Origin of the sequence: Caloramator sp. (genome assembly GCF_020054765.1) — a bacterium.
Taxonomy (GTDB): Bacteria; Bacillota; Clostridia; order Clostridiales; family Caloramatoraceae; genus Thermobrachium; species Thermobrachium proteoclasticum.
Genome location: NZ_JAIHAO010000013.1, coordinates 11,609 through 31,054, shown reverse-complemented (window position 1 = coordinate 31,054; position 19,446 = coordinate 11,609). Strand labels below are relative to the sequence as shown.

Sequence of the window (19,446 nt, the reverse complement as noted above, 5' to 3'; positions counted from 1 at the left end):
TGTCCAATCCTTCAAAATACCGATTACACAACTAATCTTAGCTTTACCATATAATCATTTTATATTTTATGTATTTACAAGTCAAGCAACATTCAACAACCATTTAATAAAGTTAAGGGGCCTTTTAAATCAATTTTGTTTGAAAAATTAATAAATCAATATATTATATGGTAATTTTACTAAAAATAATATATAATGTATATGTTAATATTTAGTAAAAGAGGTGATTTTATGCGTTGGTCCCTTGATAATCTTTATACCTCCTTTGATAGCAGGGAGTTTTTAGAGGACAACAGTAAAGTTTTAAGTTTAATTGAAAAATTAAAAACTTGGAGCAGAGAAAACTTTAATTCACAGGAAAATGCAGAGGAAAAAATTCAATTCTTTTTAAGCAGGATCAATGAGTTATCAAGCTTAATTTACAAAATTGCTGCCTATTCTGAACTTTCCTTAAGTGTTGATGCAAAAAACAATAAGGCACTTATGTATCTTGAAAAGATAGAAAAAACCATATCTGAAACCACTGAATTTGATGTAGCCTTTAAAAAATGGCTATCTAAATTAGAAAACGTTGAGGAAATTATAAACTCCTCCGAATTTATAAAGGAACACGAGTTTATTTTAAAGGAATCAATTAAAGATGCAGAACATATGCTCTCTGATGAGCAGGAAATAGTTATTTCTAAGATGAAAAACACAGGTTCAAGTGCCTGGGCAAAACTTCAGGAATTTTTAACCTCAACCCACACAGTTGAAATATCACTTGAAGGTGAAGAAAAGAAGCTTCCTCTTCCTGTTGTTAGAAATATGGCATATTCTGAAGAAGAGTATGTCAGAAAAACTGCCTACTTTGCAGAATTAAAGTCCTACCAAAAGATAGAAAACTCCTCTGCCGCTGCATTAAACGGAATTAAGGGGGAGGTTATTACTCTATCTAAATTAAGGGGTTATGAATCTCCTCTACATATGACGCTGCAAAACAGCAGAATGGACAAGGAAACTTTAGATGCAATGCTTGAGGCAATAAGAGAATATCTTCCTTACTTTAGGAATTATCTAAAGAAAAAGGCAGAACTTTTAGGCCACAAATCTGGTAAGCTCCCCTTCTATGATTTATTTGCCCCAATTGGTAAGGTTGATATGAAGTTTACATACGATGAGGCAAGAAAGTTCATAGTTGAGAACTTTAAAAGCTTTAGTAGTGAGCTTGCTGATTTTGCAGATAGAGCCTTTGAGGAAAATTGGATAGATGCAGAGCCAAGGGAAGGAAAAAGAGGGGGAGCCTTTTGCTATAACCTACATCCAATTAAGGAGAGTAGAATTCTTGCAAACTTTGATGGAAGCTTCTCTAATGTAACAACAATAGCCCACGAACTTGGACACGCATACCACGGAAACTGCCTAATAGATGAAACCTTCTTAAATTCAAACTACCCTATGCCTATCGCAGAAACAGCATCAATCTTCTGCGAAACACTTATAATAGACGCTGCACTTAAGATAGCAAATAGGGAGGAGAGGATTTCAATACTTGAAAACTCTCTACAAAGTTCAACTCAGACTATAGTTGATATTTATTCAAGATTCTTATTTGAGGATGAGGTATTTAAGAGACGTGAAGACCATTCACTTTCTGTTGAGGAATTTAAGGAAATTATGCTTGATGCACAAAAGAAGGCCTATGGAGATGCATTAGATGAAAAATATATGCATCCATATATGTGGGTAAACAAGCCTCACTACTATTATGCAGATGCAAACTACTACAACTTCCCATACGCTTTTGGAGAACTATTTGTTAGAGGTCTTATTGCAGAATATAAAAAGCGTGGAAGTGAGTTTGCAGATGACTACAAAAAGCTATTATCATTAACAGGTAAAAACGATTTATATACCCTTGGAAAAGAGATGGGATTTGATTTGCATTCAGTAGATTTTTGGAGAAGCTCCCTTGAGGTTATAAAAGAAGAAATAGATAGCTTTATAAGTGCCACCCAGGTGAAATGTGAATAATCCATATTTTTCATAATACAATTTTAAATACACCATAATTTTAAAGTTCCACTAACTAATAGTGGAACTTTATGTCTTTTATGATTATCTATAAAAAGTAGTAACAACTTTTGGAAAATGTCACATTTCACCTGGGTGGGAGACCTCCGAAAAAATCAAATCATTTTCAAAAGTATACTATATATAGCAGCTATATTTATAGTAATGCATTTTTTAAGCTTTGTGTAATCCTGACCTGATTCTATTTGCTGAGTGTACATCTTACCCCAGTAAAATAAAGTTCTCTCAGGCATAAACTTACTTTGTAGTATTTGAACTTCAATGTCTATTTCTTTTCCATCTTTAGTTTTTACTCTTACATCCAGTATCCCCTTTTTATCTTCCTTATAGTCCTTAGATAGCTCTGGATTCAAAATTTCTAACCCCTCAAGTTCTTCTTTAGGAATTTTTAATGCAGCATTGAGGAATGAAATTAATGCTCTTTTATGTTTAACATCACCAAATATATACTTAAACACGAAATCAAATTTAGGTGGAATTATAAAATTTTCATCATATATTTATGCAACAGTTTCACCTTCAACAGTATTTCTAAATTCATCATTCATAGTATCTACCTCCCATATTCTTATTATTATTTTAGCAGGATTTTGTATTTTATGCTACTATTTATATAGCTTTAACATTTTGGCTTAAATGTGAAAAAGGGAAGGCTTTTGCTTTTTTTAATATTACCTTCCCCTTATTATTCTTCTGGTTAAACATCTATTTGAAATTTTATTTTTCAACTTCTTTTTAATCATCTCTTTAACTAGTTGCATAATTGGAATTATTCAACGAGTTTTGATTAGTGTAATTGTTGATGAAGTATTGGAAATGATGAATTTTTTATTTGTAGTTCATTCTAACAATTGTTTTTCAGCGAGATTTTTATAAATTTTTCAGAGAGTTGATTTTATATTTTTAGTTTAAATTTACTTCCTAAAGAAAAAGACCCTTTTAGGTCTTCTACTGCTCATTGGTATTTTCCATCTCAAGTAGCATTATCTCCTGCTGAAGCTTTTGAATCTGCCTTCCTATTTCTTCTCTTTCAGCTTTACTTAAGTCATTTTCAAAAGCTTCAACAGCTAATTGCCTCATCATTATTAGTCGTTCCTCTATCATATCAAGAATTTGTATTCTATATTTTACCCATTGAAGCTCTTTTATTAATTCTTCTTTATCATCCATAATTTCATACACTTACATCTATCATTCTTCCTAAGTTTGGGTCAACACTCTTTTCAATCATCTTTACTGTTTCATTAGCTGTTTGTTTACCTGTTTCCATTGCAAGCTTCATTACTGCAAGGCTTGTTTCTTGAGCTACTTTTGCTTGGTTTAGGTTGATTGATAGGGCAGCTATGTCCATAGAATGAACCTCCTTCTTATGTTAAAAAGAGCCAGAGGATACCTCCCCTGACTCCTAATTAGTCTTATTATCTTAATAATTGTAGAACTCCTTGTGGTTGTTGGTTAGCTTGTGCAAGCATTGCTTGTGCAGCTTGAGCAAGGATGTTGTTCTTTGAGAATGCCATCATTTCTTTAGCCATGTCTACGTCTCTAATTCTTGATTCTGCTGCTGTTAAGTTTTCGCTTGATGTTCCAAGATTATTTATGGTGTGCTCAAGTCTGTTTTGATAAGCACCAAGTTTTGCTCTTTCAGAAGAAACTTTTTCTAAAGCATTACTAATTGTAGTTATTGCTTTATTTGCATTAGTTTGAGTTGAAACATCTAACCCACCAACTGATAAAGTATAATTCGAAGTAGCTGCTGCATCTAAAGTCAAGAGAACTGTTGTACCATCTTTTGTGCTTATGAAATTTACGTTGTCAGTACTAGTCGCAATTACATTTCCTCCAGCGTCAATAAGTTGTTGATTTGTTACATTAATTGTATAATCTCCAGCTTCTAATTTACTAGTAAATTGTGCAACTCCTTTTACATTTCCATTCAAAATAGTAATAGTTCCGCTATCTACTTCTTGTTCGAATGTAATAACATCATCTCCGAGGGGACCACTTCCATTTCCAATCCAAGTTTTTCCACCATCACTTGTAGTAGCAACAATTGTTCCTTGAGCATTCTTTAAATTAGTTCCTTCAATTGTATAAGTACCGTCCGCATTCGTTCCTGTTATATCTGCAGTAGAATTAGAACCGTATGTTACAGTTGCTGTTAATTCAACTTTTACATCACCAACAACTCCGAGACTATTTGCTCTCATATCAGAAATATTAAGGCTTAAACTTTGTCCTTCATTTGCTCCTATATGAAATGTCCCTTGAAAATCGCCATTTAATAGTTTTTGTGTGTTAAACTCTGTAGTATCACCTATTCTTGATATTTCTTTTGATAATTGATCTAATTCATCTTGTATAGCACTTCTGTCAACACTAACATTAGTATCATTTGCTGATTGTACAGCAAGCTCTCTCATTCTTTGAAGAATTGAATGAGTTTCATTTAATGCACCTTCTGCTGTTTGGATAAGTGATATTGCATCTTGTGCATTTCTTGAAGCTTGGTCAAGACCTCTTATTTGAGCTCTCATCTTTTCTGAAATAGCAAGACCTGCTGCGTCATCTCCTGCTCTGTTGATTCTTAGACCTGATGATAACTTTTCCATTGACTTTCCAGCGTTTAAAGTGTTAATTCCCAACTGACGATGTGCATTCATCGCATTAAGATTGTGATTGATTATCATTTTACATACCTCCCTGATTCTTGTTTTTTGGCATCCTTGCCTTTTGTGTTTTTAAAACACTAACCTTTCGGCCGAAAGTTTTGTGTTTTATTTTCTACTTAATATTTCGTTTAGGTTTTTATAAACTTTAGGGGTTTTAAAAATTTTTTTATTTTTTGTTGTTTGTTTTTTTCTATTTATTTTTTCGTATCATTCTATAAAAACTTTAGAGTAAAATTGAAATTATTTTTTTATAAAATTAAGTTTATTTCATTTATATATTTGTTAGAAATTTGATGTTTTTATTGTATCGTCTTGCATTTATTTACATTATCAGTACCATATTATGGTTTTATTTTCTCTAAACTGCATTTTTTCACCACTAAAACTACATATTTATATATTTTTCTTATTTTTTAAATTGACTTAATTTTAAATTTTCAGTAAAATATATGTATAAAAGTTAACATTTTAGGAGGGATAAAATGAAAAAACTTGGACTTGTACCACGACTCATTATTGCAATCATACTTGGTATTTTAATCGGTAAGTTTACCTTTGCACCAGTAGTAAGACTACTTGCTACCTTCAACGCTATCTTTGGTAGCTTCCTTGGCTTCTGTATACCTCTAATAATATTAGGATTTGTTGTTGCAGGTATTGCAGACCTTGGACAAGGTGCCGGAAAGCTACTTGGACTTACAACAGCAATTGCATATATTTCAACACTAATTGCTGGTTTCTTTGCATTCTTTGTTACAAAGTCCTTCTTCCCACTATTTATACACACTGCTGAGGTTTTAAGCGATGCTGGAAACCCAGAGGACAAGCTTCTTGCACCATTCTTTAAGATTGATATGCCTCCTGTTATGGGAGTTATGACAGCACTTATCCTCGCCTTCTTACTTGGACTTGGAATTGCATCAATAAAAGAAAAGACACTATATAATATAGCAAGCGAATTCCAAAAAATAATGGAAAAGACTATAAGAAACGTAATAATACCACTTCTACCAGTTCACATTATGGGTATATTTGCAAATATGACATATGCAGGTGAAGTTGGAAGAATACTTGGTGTATTCTGGAAGGTATTCTTAGTAGTAATAGCAGTACACCTAATAATAATACTTTTCCAATATACAATAGCTTGTTCAGTAGGAAAGAAAAATATATTTACTACAATTAAGAAGGAAATCCCTGGATACCTAACAGCAATAGGTACACAATCATCAGCTGCTACAATCCCTGTTAACCTACAATGTTCAGAAAATATGGGAGTGTCAAAGGGAATAAGAGAGTTCGTTGTTCCACTATGTGCAACAATACATCTATCAGGAAGTACAATAACATTAACATCCTGTGCAATTGCTGTTATGATGCTAAACAATATGCCTGTTGAGTTTTCTAAAATGGCTGGTTTTGTTGCTATGCTTGGTGTAACTATGGTTGCGGCACCTGGTGTTCCTGGCGGTGCAGTTATGGCGGCACTTGGAATACTTCAATCAATGCTTGGTTTCTCAGAAGCTCAGCTTGCACTTATGATAGCACTTTATATAACTCAAGACAGCTTTGGTACAGCTTGTAACGTATCAGGGGATAATGCAATTGCTATTCTTGTGGACAGCTTATATAAGGGAGAAAAGAAGGAGTAGGAAATCCTACTCCTTCTTTATCCCCCACCAACAGGTGGAAATATTGATAGTACATCCCCATCCTTAAGCTGCACATCAAAATCTCCATCCTGTCCGTTTATGAGAAGAATCTTAACATCGTCTAATTTAATGTTCAGCATATTAATTACGTCTATTGCCCTTGTTCCATCCTTTAATTCATATATATTATCCTTATCTCTCCCAATCCTTAAGGTAGCAAATAGTTTTACTCTAACTTTCATCAAAATCATCCTTTATAGGCCAAGTTTTTGAAGTTTCTCCTTTGTTGGTATTCCTTTTTCATCCCATCCACGAACCTCGTAGTATTTTGGTAGTAACTCCTGTAATCTATGAACGTGTCCCTTTGATGGGCCATCTGGAATAGGCTCAGTTAATAGTCTCTTTGGAAGTGTATCTTCACTTGGATTTATTCCAGCATCAAGGTTAAACATCCTTTCAAGGTTGTATATCCTATCCCCTGCCTCAAGAATACTGTCTTTATCATAATTAAATCCGCAGGCTGCATCTAAAAGTTTTGCATAGTCTTCTGCCCCAAGTGCAAAGGAGGTAAATAGACAAAGCCCAAGGGAGTCTATAACCGCTGTTAGGTCTTGGAATACCTTAACCCATTCAGCCTTGTTTTCAAGGGAGTGTCTATCAAGTTTTTCTGGAAGACCTAAAATTTCAGGTGAAATCATATATCCTCTAACGTGGCATCCACCTCTATTTGATGTTGCATATTCAAGTCCGTGTCCCTGTATTGCTCTTGGGTCGTAGGCGGGTAGTTCCTGTTTCTTTACAGACATTGAAAGTTCAGGTACACCATACATTTCGCATAGCCTGTAGGAACCCTCTGCAAGTTTATCTCCAAACCCTTCACGGAGTCCCATCTTTTTTGTCCATTCAATTATTGCATCCTTGTTACCAAACTTAAGTGGTGTTCCCTCTACCTCATCATCCTTTATTAGTCCCTTTTCATAGAGTTCCATTGCAGCTGCTATTGTTGCACCTGTTGAGATGGTATCAAGTCCATATTCATTGCATAGGTGGTTTGCTAAAAAGATAGCCTGAATATCGTCAATTCCACAATCTGCACCAAAGGCCCATAGGGTTTCATATTCAGGACCGCCTGCCTCCATATTTAATGCTTCAATCTTTACCCATCTTCCACAGGCTATTGGACAACGATAGCAGGGGTTCTTTCTAACAAGATACTTATCAGTCATAGTCTCTCCACTTATGTTGTCTGCCTTTTCAAAGTAGGCCTCTTTAAAGTTATTTGTTGGGAAAACACCATTTTCGTTTATTATATTAACCAAAACTGCAGTTCCATAGGTTGGAAGTCCCTGTCCTGTAACGCCGTTATCCCTTAATTTCTTTATACAGTCCTGAACAGTCTGCTTTAATTCATCTTCAAATTTAAGTTCAACTTTTCCTGTTCCCTTTGCAACTATGGCCTTTAAATTCTTTGAGCCCATTACAGCACCAACACCAGAACGTCCTGCTGCTCTATCATAGTCATTTATTACTGCTGCAACCTTGGAAAGTTTTTCACCAGCAGGGCCAATGCATAGAACTCTCGACTTTTCCTTTGAAACTTTTTTAAGTTCGTCTGTAGTTTCAGATACAACCTTACCCCAAAGATGTGATGCATCCCTAATTTCAACAACATCATCCTCTATCCATAAATACACAGGGGTTTGTGCCCTTCCTTCTATAATAATCATATCATAACCTGCATTTTTTAGCTCTGCACCAAAGAAGCCACCAGAATTTGAACAAGCAATTGTTCCTGTTAAGGGGGACTTTGTTACAACCATATACCTTCCACCTGTTGGGGCTATTGTTCCTGTTAGAGGGCCTGTTGCTATTATTATCTTATTCTTCTCATCAAAGGGGTCTACCTTTGCTCCAACTTCATCATAATAGAGTTTTGTGGCAAGTCCTCTTCCTCCTATAAATTTTTCAGCAAGATTTTTGTCTAATTGTTCCTTTTTAATTTCACCTGTTGTTAAGTTCACTCTAAGTATTGTTCCCCTGTAGCCAAACATATAAAAACCTCCCTTCATATTAAGTTTCAAACTATTTGAAACTTAATCTATAAAAAGCAAGATTTATGCCAAAGACTCCGTTATATAGTGAAGAAGTATTCAAGATACTAAGTAAATAAGTAAAGGCAGGCTATAATTAATGCCTGCCACAATCACTAACAAACATATTTAATTATACTGTTCTATTATAGTTCATTTTTGTTATATAATAGGTGTTCTTTATTGGAACTTTGTTCTATTTTGGAACAGACAGGTCTATATTATACTCCTTTATCTTTCTATAAAGGGTGTTTCTGCCTATACCAAGTGCCTTTGCTGCCTTTGTTACACTATATTCAAAATGCCTTAGTGTATTTTCTATGTGTCTCTTTTCAACTTCACTCAAGGTTCTTGGAGTAAACCTATTTACATCCTTTTCACTTGCCTCCTTTAGTGTCTGTGGTATATGCCCTATGTTTATTACATACTCAACATAATTTTCAAGCTCCCTGATATTTCCTGGCCAGTCATAGGAAATTAACCTCTCCATTTCATTATCATCTATAATTACAGGCTTTTTATTTAGCCTTTTTGATAACTTATCCATAAAATATTTGATTAAATAGGGTATGTCATCCCTCCTGTCTCTGAGGGGCATAATATATAGAGGTAGTACATTAAGTCTATAGTATAGGTCACTTCTAAACCTTCCCTCCCCAACAAGCCTTTTTAAATCCCTGTTGGTTGCTGCTATTATCCTTACATCTACATATTTTGGGGTATTGCCTCCTATTTTTACTATAACCCCTTCCTCTATAACCCTAAGAAGCTTAACCTGCATATCAAGGGGCATATCACCTATTTCATCTAAGAATATCGTTCCTCCATTTGCCTGTTGAAACTTACCCTCATATCCTCCCTTTTTTGCACCCGTAAAGGCACCCTCTTCATAACCAAATAGTTCAGATTCTATTAGGTTTGAAGGGATTGCTGCACAGTTTACAGCAACAAAGGGCTTATCACATCTACTGCTATAGTTGTGGATGGACTGGGCAAATACCTCCTTACCTGTTCCGCTCTCTCCAAGTATTAGTATAGTTGATTTGCTATCTGATATCTTTTTTGCATATTCAACGGTCGCCTTAAAATTTTCATTCTGACCTATTATTTTATCGAAGGTATATATTGCCTTTGAAGAGGATATTTTATCTATCAGCCTTCTTTCCCTTTTAATCTCTTTAAATACGCATACATACTCCTTTTCACCTGAGGTGTAGCTTGGATATATACTTAAGGTCAAAGAGAGCTTATTTATATCTGCCTTAACATAAACCTCTAAATCCTTTAGCTCCCCATCCTTTAATAGCTTCTTTTTTATTTCATCATAATCATATATTAAGTCGGACATTGCTACACCATCTTTTTTTATATTAAAAAGGCTCTTGAATCTACTATTGTAGTATCCAATAATACCCTCTTCACTGCAGACACAAATTCCAGCCTCAATTGAATTAAACATCCTTTCTATATACCTTTTTGATTTATTTATTTCATCAAGATAAACTTCATTTTCAATAACCCTCTCTATCGCAAAGGCTGCTGCAACAACCATTCCTAAGGTATGGGGATGGACATTTTCGCTATAGCCTGTAATGTCAAGGCATCCTATTATATCACCATCTTTGTTTCTAATTGGTGCTGCAGAGCACGTCCACTTATGGTAGGCATATATAAAGTGTTCATCCTTTGAGACCTGAACAGGCCTTTTTTCCTTTAAGGCTGTTCCCATAGCATTTGTTCCTATTGCCTCCTCAGACATAAAGGCACCTGGCACCATCTTAAGCTCAAAGGCCTCTGTTAGTATGTTTTGGTCTCCTAAGATATTTAAAATACAACCCTCTTTATCTGTTAGAATTAGAAAAAAATCATATCCCTTTACAAAGTCGTAGAGCATATTCATAAAGGGAATGGCAGATAAAATAAGCTTTCTATTTTTTATTAGCCTCTCATTTAGTTCATTTTGGGTAAGTATAATTCTACTATATTTTAAATCCTTATCAATATTATATAGGTGGCATCTGTCGTGGGACCTCTTTATGTAGTCTTTATACCTATTCATAAAAATCCCCCTATTTAAATTATTTTTACACCTTTACATAAAATTATTTGATACAATTAAACATATAATTTTATTAAACAGAAATTGTTGGAGGTAGTTATGCGGATTTTGGTTGATGCTGATGCGTGTCCTGTGAAGGATATAATTGTGAAGGTTGCTAAGGAGTATAAACTGGATGTTTTAATGTTTATGGATACATCCCATATAATAGATGATGGATATTCTAAAACAATTATCGTAGGAAAGGGACGAGATTCTGTCGACTTTGCCCTTGTAAACGAAGCAAAACAGGGCGATATTGTTGTAACACAGGATTATGGTGTTGCTGCAATGGTTCTGTCTAAGGGAACCTTTGCCATAAATCAAAATGGCCTTATATTTACAAATCAAAACATAGATTCTCTTCTTATGCAAAGATATGTAAATTACAAGGTTAGGGAAAGTGGTGGAAAAACATCAAATCCTAAAAAAAGGACCCATACACATAACCTTAATTTTGAAAAGAGTTTAAGAAGAATAATTGAACAGAATTTTGTAAGATGATTGGGCTACTTCCCAATCATCTCTGTATTTAGCTCCATTCTTAAAAAGTTTAGTAGTTCCTTTGCTGCCCTCTCTCTTATCTTTTGTCTATCTCCTGTAAGTCTTAGCTCCTTAAAGGTTTTATATCCCTTTATATATACCCCAAGATAAACAAGTCCAACAGGCTTTTTACTTGTTCCTCCAGATGGGCCTGCAATTCCTGTTGTGGATATTCCAACATCTGCCTTTGCTGTCTTTGCAACTCCCTCTGCCATCTCTATTGCAGTCTGATAGCTAACAGCCCCGTGTAGTTTTAGAGTTTCTTCGCTAACATTTAACCTGCTCTTTTTTGCATCGTTACTGTAAGTTACAACACCCTCTAAAAGAACCTTTGATATTCCTGGGTAGTTTACAAGCTGTGCTGTAACAAGTCCTCCTGTACAGGATTCAGCAACGGCAATTGTAAGTTTTTTTTCAAATAGAAGCTTTGCCACAACCTCCTCTAAAGTCTCATCATCCTCTGCATATATGTTTATTCCAAAAATCTCCTTTAATTTATTATATACAGGCTCTATTAAACCTCTTGCCTCCTCTTCTGTCTTTGCCTTTGCAGTTATTCTAAAGTGTACCTCTCCATTTTTTGCATAGGGTGCAACAGTTGGATTTTGGCTTTTTATTAAATCTATAATCATCTCCTCTGCTTGGGCCTCTCCTATTCCCATAATCTTAATTGTTTTTGAAAGGATTACATTTCTACTCTTTTCCTTAAGATATGGAAGTACATACTTTTCAAACATAGGTTCAAGCTCCATTGGAGGACCTGGGAGAAGTATATAGGTTTTGTTTTCAGCTTCACATATAAGCCCTGGTGCTGTTCCCCACTCATTCATTAAAACCTTTGCACCCTCTATTACATAGGCCTGTTTTTTGCTATTCTCTGTTAATTGCCTTTTTATTTTTTTGAAATACTCTTCTATATGCTTATATACATTTTCGTTATATATGAGCTTTTTATTTAAATGTTCTGCAACCGTTTCTCTTGTTAAATCATCCTGTGTTGGGCCAAGTCCTCCGCAGAGGATAATAATATCTGCCCTTTGTTTTGTAATTTCAAGTTGAGATAGTAACCTCTCCCTATTATCACCAACAACCACCTCATATATATGGTCAATCCCAAGTGCTGCTAAGTTTCTTGCGATAAAGGCTGCATTGGTGTTTATAATGTCTCCAAGTAATAGTTCTGTACCAACACATATAAGTTCTGCCTTCATAACCTCACCTCATTTACCCTTTAAAAAGGTTCAAAATTTTATATTTTAAAGTCATCCTTTGCTTTGTATTATTTAATATTATACTCCATTTTATAGGAATACTTAAATGTAAATTTTCAAAGGTTTCTTTAATTTTTTCATCAAAATAGCCTAAATCCTTGCTTTTAAAGGTTGTAAGTTCATTTATCATTGCCTCTTCTATTTCAGTATTTTTATCCTCTCTATTTAAGAGCCTATACTTTGGTTCTATGTAGTATAGGTAGTAGACAATAAAGCTTGAGAGTATGTCTTTATAGCTCTCTTCCCTTCTATTTATTTTTATAAATTCAAAGTAGGCAAGTATATCCTCTTCATCATAAAAAAGATCAAATAGAGTTTTATGGTATTCAAAGTTTGTTATGTATTTGCCTACTTTATATAGTATTATGTTTCTGTGCCTTATGCTGGTTTCTATATCATATTCTTTTATTACATATTTTATTTCATCAATAAGTTCACCAAAGTCTCCACCACTAAAATCATCTATTAGGTATATTACATCTAAAAAAGACATATCAATTCTTGTTTTAATATCTCTCCTTGCCTTTATACCTCTTACCTGTTCAATAAGTTCCTTATTTTCAAGGTAGTTTTCAAGGGTAATTCCAAGCTCAAAATTTTGTACTATACTGCATTCTGCCTCTTTGTTTATTGTGTAGGATGTGTTTATTATATATTCAAATAGGAGCTTCTTTGCCTCCTGAAATCTATCCTGCCTGTTTAAACTTTTAAAGTACTCGTTTATTATTTTTCCTAAATATTCCTTTGAATATTCCATAAAATAGTCTAAAATTTCTCTTCTATATTCTTCAAAATATTTTACTACATCCTCACTCTCTTCAAGACCTCTTTTGAAAATTTCAAAGGATAGTTCCTTTTTGTCTGCTTCAATTAGCCTTTTATATATACCTCTTTTAACTTCGCTTTTTTCCCTTTTATATATTTCATATAGTTTATTTCTTATTAAAGAGGCTTCTAATAATCCTTCAACATCTATTATAAAACCTATAGCAAAATCTATATCTCCCTCTATTTTATCTAATATATATTTTATTATCCTATCACTTATACCTTGTGTTAAGGTTTTATTAAAGCCCTCTATATTTTTAAGCTGAATATAGGAAAGTCCTGAACTTACTGCACAGGATACTGCAATATAAAGGGCAATTTCATTTGCTACATCAAGGTCAACAAAATCCTCAACAAATTTAAAGAAGGTTTTATCAAGTACATAGGTTTTAAAATAAGGTTTTTCCTTGTTTAACTCTAACATCCTGTCAAACAGTTCAACTGCACTATCAAAACCTACAATTTCCTTTATAATATTAAAATAGCTCCTATAAAATATAGAGACTATTCTATCATATACTCCCTTTTTGTGCTCAATATCCTTAAACATAAAAAGATAGAATTCCTCTGCAATATCACTATTTACTTTATCCCAAAGCAAATCAAGGGAGTTTATGTAGTTTTCTATAAAGGCTTGTCTCTCTTCAGATTTTATGTATTTTAAAAGAAATTTAAGGGCCTCCTTTATAGCACCATCATCATTTACTATATTAGGAACGTTTAAAAGAAGAAATAAATTATAACTATTATTTAGCTCTTCATCAAGTAAAGTGTAGTTGAAATACTCAATAAAGTTCATATAGGTTCGGTATATTTTCTTTGAGGCATATACACCTGAGTCTATAAATTTAACATAGGGTGTATTTATCATAAGCTTTGGGCCTATTCCTCTTTTAAAGTCAAATGTATAGGATGATTTTTGTATATTCTCATTAAGCAAATATAACCTTACATCTCCTTTAAAGTAGGAGTTTGTTGTGAAGGTTATATTTTTTGAGGAGGCTTCATTGAAGCAATAATATATCGCCTCTATCCATTTTTTATGGTTCTCCACTTCATCTATTATTGTGATTTTTCCTCCCTTTAGTAGAAGATATACAATGTCTTTAATACTTCTATCCTGCCTTGATTTTAAAAATTCCTCTGCATCATCAAAATTAAAGTTTTCTTCCACTTCTCTTTTAAGATTTTCTACATCCTCAAGGAAATTTATAAAAATGTTCTCTTTAATCAAATTGAGTGGATTAATTTCATCAAATAAAACTATGTGAAGTGCATTTTTATCATCTATTAAAAAGGACTTAACCAATACAAAATCCCCAGATTCCAATTTAAAATATGTGTAGGTATTGCCTACATTTTTTTCTTCTAAATTAAACATTTCTACAATTCTATTTAAATCATCTTTATTTATTTCATCTTTATATATAAATCCTTTTTCCTCAACATATACGGCGTGTCTTAACATATATATTACCCCCAAATTTACTGTTAATTATAATATACTATAAATATAGGGTGTTAGAAAAGATATTTCTAACACCCTTATGTGTCTACATACTATAAAATAGTTCCATTTTGAAAAAAGCCATATGAAGGTATTTGGGCTCTTTTATGAGCTTTAGCAAATCTTAGCTTTTCGACTTTGAAAAAAGTCCGTAATTCGGCACAGGACGTGCCGAGCCGAGCGGCCATCAGGACGACGGCATCGCGAGGGTAAGACTTTTTCAAACAAAGAAAAGCTTAGATTTGATTAGCGAAATAAACGAATGCCTTAAAAGCCTTCATATGGCTTATAATGATATATCTTTTTCTAACACCCTTATGAATTCACCAGTGCAATTATTCCTCCCACTATTATTAGAAAAAAACACACTATCAAAAACACTGTCTCATAACTTCCATTCTTATATGCCCTATATGAAAACCTTAAACAAATTATTAAAGCTAAACCTATTAATAAAATATAGTATCCCCATAGTCCTATAAGCCTTATTATTATTCCTGCAATAAACCTAAATACCATAAACTTAGGCATTACAGGTGGTAATGGTATCTGCAAGACCCCCCACCCCTCAATTTATTTTAGTTATTTGTTTGTTTCTTTTTTGAAAATAAAAGTGGTATTATAAATCCTACTAAAGCTGGTACAATCCAAGCAAAGCTTGCACTTGCAAATGGAAGTTTTGCTATCATTGCTTGTATACCCTTTAAGTTTACACCTATTGCTGCAAGTCCGTCAACTATACTTACTATTAGTGTTAAATATACTGCACCTGCATAGCAGTTTTTGTTCTTTATAAATTCATCAAATATATTTAGTATTATTAGAACTATAACAACTGGATACACAGTAACAAGTAATGGCACTGCAAGTTTTACTATCTTTTCAACTCCAAAGTTTGATACAACTGCACTAAAGATAGTAACAACTGTTACAACAAGCTTGTAGCTTAATTTGTTGTTAGTTAAACCTGAGAAGAACTCTCCTGCTGTTGCAGTAAGTCCAACTGAAGTTGTAAGGCAGGCAAATCCAACCGCAATACCTAAGGCTACCTTACCAAATGTTCCAAGTAGTTTCTCTGTAATCATTATTGTAAGTTGAGTCTTTGATATATCAGCACTTACGGTTCCTGATGCTGTTGCACCAAGATACATAAGTCCTCCATATACAAGAAGAAGTCCTGCTGCTGCAATCACACCTGCAAGTAGTGTAAGTTTTACTTGATCCTTTGTATCCTTATATCCCTTTGCTACTACATTTGCAATTACTATTCCTGCAAATACTGTTGAGGCAAGAGCATCCATTGTTTGGTATCCTTCTGCAAAGGACTTTGAGAATGGATTTTCTATTCCTGTTGTAACTGGAGTACCTATTGGTGTAGTTATTCCTTTAAATATTATTATTGCCAGCATTGTCAAAAGAACTGGTGTTAGTATTTTTCCTATCTTATCTACTACTGATGATGGATTTATAACAAGATATAAATTTATTGCAAAAAATATTGTTGTAACAACTATTGGGCTTACGCCTGGGAAGATTGGCTTTATAGCCATTTCATATGTTGTAGCACCCGTTCTTGGTATTGCAAGAAGAGGTCCTATAGCAAGCATTATTATTATTCCAAGTCCTTTACTAAAGTTTGTCCCAACTTTTCCTGCAAAATTTTCAAACTTACCGTTATTTTTTGACATAACTATAATTCCTATTAAAGGTAGACCTATTCCTGTTAGAAGGAAACCTATTAGAGATACAAACCACTTATCTCCTGATATAAGTCCAATATATGGTGGGAATATTAGGTTACCTGCTCCGAAGAACATTGCAAACAGTGCAAGTCCAATTACAAGTACATCATTAAACTTTTTCATATTCGTAACCTCCTTGGTAAAATTGTAAAAATATTATAAATATTTTAATAATATTTTTATATTTTTTATTATAATGTGATAATTACATAATTGCAAGAAAAATAATATAGTATTTTTATTCAATGGTGTATTAAATTTACTGTTTGTTAATCTATTAACATAGCACATTAAAAACATCCCCTCTGCACATAATAAAAATAAGGTGGTGATGTTATGGGCTTCTATAAAGATGATGAAAGATATTATGATGAAGAAACCTATAAAAATTATCTTGAGAAAAAGGAACAATTTATGGAAAGAACAAAGGAAGCCATAAAAAATCTTTTTAGAAGATAAATTTAAGCAGGAGATATCTCCTGCTTATCTATTATTAAGATAAACATTGAGGTTTCTTTTTGCTTCTTCTAAAAATTCATCTGCAACTTCTATATTATACTGATTTCCTATGATTTGTGAAGATATATTTTTAAAACCTCTGCTCTTTAAAAATCCCTCAATGTCTTTAATATCCTCTCCTTGGCTAAATATTGTCTTGTTTCCGATATAGTCGCCATTTACATAAACCCTGTAGGTATCGTGCTCCTGTTTTATGTCATATAGGTTTGTAAAGGGTGCAAATGGGAACACATACATTCCCTGCCTCCATCTTTCGTCCATCCTATCACCTCTTTTTATTTTATTTTTCCACATAAGATATTTTTTAAAAGTAAATTAATATTTTCTTTGCTATTTTTTTTTAATATTGTAGAATATAATATAAACTATAGTTTGACTTTTAAGGGTGATATAGATGAAAAACAATGTTTTAAATGAAGCAAGAGAGCATTATTCTGCGGCAAGACGTTTAGCTATAAAGGAATATAATAAATATGCCTCAAAGGGTGAATCTGGATATCTTCCATCCCTTGAAGGTGTTATTAAAAATACAGATATTGTTTCAGAAGTTAATCTTGGACTTGTTGAAATACCTCTTAAAAAGGTTGTTGGAACATATTCTCACCTTAGGAGTTTGTCCTTTGCAAGAAACTTTATGCCCCTTTTAAACGAAAACACAGAGATGCAGACAAAATGGGTAAACCTATGTGCTGCCCATCTTGAGGAGGGAATAAGGGATCCTATTAAGGTTTATGAGTATCTAAACTGGTTTTATGTAGTTGAGGGCAACAAAAGGGTTAGTGTTTTAAAGTATTTTGATGCCTATTCAATACCTGCAGATGTAACAAGAATTATTCCAAAGTACGATGAAAACAACCACGATATAAAGATATACTATGAGTTTTTGAATTTTAATAAAATAACAGGATTAAATTCAATTTATTTTAGCAAAAAGAATAGATTTAACAGGCTGTTAAAGGCCATAGACAATCTTAGTATAGATTCAGATGAATTTAAGGAAAATAGATATAAGTATTTTGAAAGATATATTTATATACCCTTTAGGGAGATATATAAATCATTAGGCGGGGGAAATATACCTATTACAACAGGAGATGCTCTATTTGAATATTTTAAACTATATGGTCTTCCCTTTATTGATACCTCAAGGGAGGAGGTAACTCAAAGGATAAGACTTTTAATTCCAGAGCTTAAATCTTTATCAAATGTTGATTATGCAAATATACAAACATCTCCCCTTGAGGTTAAGGAAAATTTAATTCAAACATTAAGTACATTTGTTATACCTAAAAAGAAGCTTAAGGTTCTATTTGCCTATGCTGGAACTATTGAATCATCGGGGTGGACCTATGCCCACGAGCTTGGAAGACAGCATATAGAAGAGGTTCTAAAGGAACAGGTTTCTACTGAATATGTTGAAAATGTACCCTTTGGAGAAGGTGCATATAGTGTATTTAAGGACCTTGCTGAGGTTGGATATGATGTAATATTTACAACAAGTCCTATATACCATAAGGAAACATTAAAATGTGCTCTGGAATACCCTGATATAAAGTTCTTTAACTGTTCGGAGTTTTCTCCCTATACACAGGTTAATAATTATTTTGGAAGAACCTATGAGCCAAGATTTTTAACAGGGCTCATTGCAGGTGCACTTTCTAAAAATAACAAAATAGGATATGTTGCAACATCCCCAAGTCACGAGGTAGTAAGTTCTATAAATGCCTTTTCACTTGGTGCAAAGCTTGTAAATCCTTATGCTTCAGTTTATGTTTCTTGGACTGGAGATTGGAATAAGGGAGATAAATCTATAGATGCAGATAAAAAATTAATAGAACTTGGCGTTGATATAATCTCTAATATGACTATAGATGTAAATCATCCTGTAACAAAGATGTTTGGTGTATATTCAATGTTAACGTCAATTAATAGTGAAACTCAAAAACCTGAAAAGTACTATGCTGCTCCTATTTGGAGATGGGGAGTATTCTATGAAAGGATATTAAAGAGCGTTTTAAATGAACAGGTAAAAAACATTACAGATATATTTGCAGGAACAAACAAGTCCTATAACTTCTGGTGGGGAATTGATGCAGGAGTTTTAGATATTTACTACTCTAAAAATGATGTTCCAGAGGAGACACAAAAGCTTGTTGAATTTATGAAACGAATGATTGCAGATGGATTATACAATCCCTTTACAGGCCCTATATACGACAACAAAGGAATGCTACAAATTGAAAAGGGAGACTCTGCAACATACGAGCAGATACTTTCTATGAAGTGGTATGTGGATAATGTTGTTCTATTAGAAACTTAATAACAAATTAATTTTAGATTTGCCACCAAGAGCTCCGAAAAAATAATACCTTAAAATCGCCACCACAACATATAGTATATAAAGATAGTACAAGATACAATAAATGGTATGTTTTAAAAAAACGATTTGATTTT

At 33.3% G+C, this 19,446-nt stretch carries 17 protein-coding genes; 5 read left to right on the top strand and 12 right to left on the bottom strand.

Translation table 11 applies throughout. From position 1 onward, the window contains the following. Positions 1–231 precede the first annotated feature (231 nt). On the top strand, positions 232–2,013 hold the full coding sequence (locus JG776_RS06465; protein WP_291965803.1) for a M3 family oligoendopeptidase: 1,782 nt from the start codon (positions 232–234) through the stop codon (positions 2,011–2,013). A 155-nt stretch (positions 2,014–2,168) separates the two neighbouring features. Here JG776_RS06465 and JG776_RS06460 read toward each other — a convergent pair whose 3' ends face one another. From JG776_RS06460 to JG776_RS06445, 4 genes are all read right to left on the bottom strand, one after another. Further along, complete coding sequence (locus JG776_RS06460; protein ID WP_291965872.1) at positions 2,169–2,552, bottom strand: Rpn family recombination-promoting nuclease/putative transposase; 384 nt, start codon at positions 2,550–2,552, stop codon at positions 2,169–2,171. Positions 2,553–3,021: 469 nt separating this feature from the next. Next, on the bottom strand, positions 3,022–3,243 hold the full coding sequence (locus JG776_RS06455; RefSeq protein WP_291965801.1) for a hypothetical protein: 222 nt from the start codon (positions 3,241–3,243) through the stop codon (positions 3,022–3,024). A 4-nt stretch (positions 3,244–3,247) separates the two neighbouring features. Continuing rightward, the gene (locus tag JG776_RS06450) at positions 3,248–3,424 is read right to left on the bottom strand and encodes a YjfB family protein (RefSeq protein WP_291965799.1); all 177 of its coding nucleotides are present in this window, start codon (positions 3,422–3,424) and stop codon (positions 3,248–3,250) included. A 67-nt stretch (positions 3,425–3,491) separates the two neighbouring features. Then, positions 3,492–4,760 (bottom strand): flagellin, encoded by a 1,269-nt coding sequence (locus JG776_RS06445; protein WP_291965797.1) that lies wholly within the window; start codon positions 4,758–4,760, stop codon positions 3,492–3,494. Between the two features lie 464 nt (positions 4,761–5,224). Between JG776_RS06445 and JG776_RS06440 the strand changes: the two genes are divergently transcribed. Beyond that, entirely contained in the window at positions 5,225–6,394 is a 1,170-nt protein-coding gene (locus JG776_RS06440; RefSeq protein ID WP_291965794.1) for a dicarboxylate/amino acid:cation symporter, read from the top strand. A 17-nt stretch (positions 6,395–6,411) separates the two neighbouring features. Here JG776_RS06440 and JG776_RS06435 read toward each other — a convergent pair whose 3' ends face one another. The 3 genes from JG776_RS06435 to JG776_RS06425 form a co-directional block, all read right to left on the bottom strand. Then, positions 6,412–6,636, bottom strand: coding sequence for a MoaD/ThiS family protein (locus tag JG776_RS06435; RefSeq protein ID WP_291965793.1), 225 nt, complete (start codon positions 6,634–6,636; stop codon positions 6,412–6,414). A gap of 12 nt (positions 6,637–6,648) precedes the next feature. Beyond that, on the bottom strand, positions 6,649–8,445 hold the full coding sequence (locus tag JG776_RS06430; RefSeq protein WP_291965791.1) for an aldehyde ferredoxin oxidoreductase family protein: 1,797 nt from the start codon (positions 8,443–8,445) through the stop codon (positions 6,649–6,651). Between the two features lie 235 nt (positions 8,446–8,680). Further along, complete coding sequence (locus JG776_RS06425; protein WP_291965789.1) at positions 8,681–10,543, bottom strand: sigma-54-dependent Fis family transcriptional regulator; 1,863 nt, start codon at positions 10,541–10,543, stop codon at positions 8,681–8,683. 99 nt (positions 10,544–10,642) lie between these two features. Between JG776_RS06425 and JG776_RS06420 the strand changes: the two genes are divergently transcribed. After that, positions 10,643–11,086 carry a YaiI/YqxD family protein gene (locus tag JG776_RS06420; protein ID WP_291965787.1) on the top strand — a complete coding sequence of 148 codons (444 nt, stop codon included), beginning with the start codon at positions 10,643–10,645 and terminating at the stop codon, positions 11,084–11,086. Positions 11,087–11,091: 5 nt separating this feature from the next. Here the strand turns inward: JG776_RS06420 and JG776_RS06415 are convergent, their stop codons facing one another. The 4 genes from JG776_RS06415 to brnQ form a co-directional block, all read right to left on the bottom strand. Beyond that, positions 11,092–12,336: a competence/damage-inducible protein A gene (locus JG776_RS06415; RefSeq protein WP_291965784.1), complete on the bottom strand. Its 1,245-nt coding sequence runs from the start codon at positions 12,334–12,336 to the stop codon at positions 11,092–11,094. Positions 12,337–12,349: 13 nt separating this feature from the next. Continuing rightward, positions 12,350–14,692, bottom strand: a complete 2,343-nt coding sequence (locus tag JG776_RS06410) for a hypothetical protein (RefSeq protein ID WP_291965783.1) — start codon at positions 14,690–14,692, stop codon at positions 12,350–12,352. A 354-nt stretch (positions 14,693–15,046) separates the two neighbouring features. After that, positions 15,047–15,286, bottom strand: coding sequence for a hypothetical protein (locus tag JG776_RS06405; RefSeq protein ID WP_291965781.1), 240 nt, complete (start codon positions 15,284–15,286; stop codon positions 15,047–15,049). A gap of 23 nt (positions 15,287–15,309) precedes the next feature. Further along, entirely contained in the window at positions 15,310–16,596 is a 1,287-nt protein-coding gene (brnQ, locus tag JG776_RS06400; RefSeq protein ID WP_291965779.1) for a branched-chain amino acid transport system II carrier protein, read from the bottom strand. Positions 16,597–16,809: 213 nt separating this feature from the next. On the opposite strand from brnQ, the gene JG776_RS06395 reads away from it, so the two are divergent. Continuing rightward, complete coding sequence (locus tag JG776_RS06395) at positions 16,810–16,932, top strand: hypothetical protein (RefSeq protein WP_291965777.1); 123 nt, start codon at positions 16,810–16,812, stop codon at positions 16,930–16,932. A 24-nt stretch (positions 16,933–16,956) separates the two neighbouring features. On the opposite strand, the gene JG776_RS06390 is transcribed toward JG776_RS06395, so the two are convergent. Continuing rightward, the gene (locus JG776_RS06390; RefSeq protein ID WP_291965775.1) at positions 16,957–17,253 is read right to left on the bottom strand and encodes a hypothetical protein; all 297 of its coding nucleotides are present in this window, start codon (positions 17,251–17,253) and stop codon (positions 16,957–16,959) included. Positions 17,254–17,386: 133 nt separating this feature from the next. Between JG776_RS06390 and JG776_RS06385 the strand changes: the two genes are divergently transcribed. Beyond that, positions 17,387–19,312 carry a BMP family ABC transporter substrate-binding protein gene (locus JG776_RS06385; protein ID WP_291965773.1) on the top strand — a complete coding sequence of 642 codons (1,926 nt, stop codon included), beginning with the start codon at positions 17,387–17,389 and terminating at the stop codon, positions 19,310–19,312. Positions 19,313–19,446 lie beyond the last annotated feature (134 nt).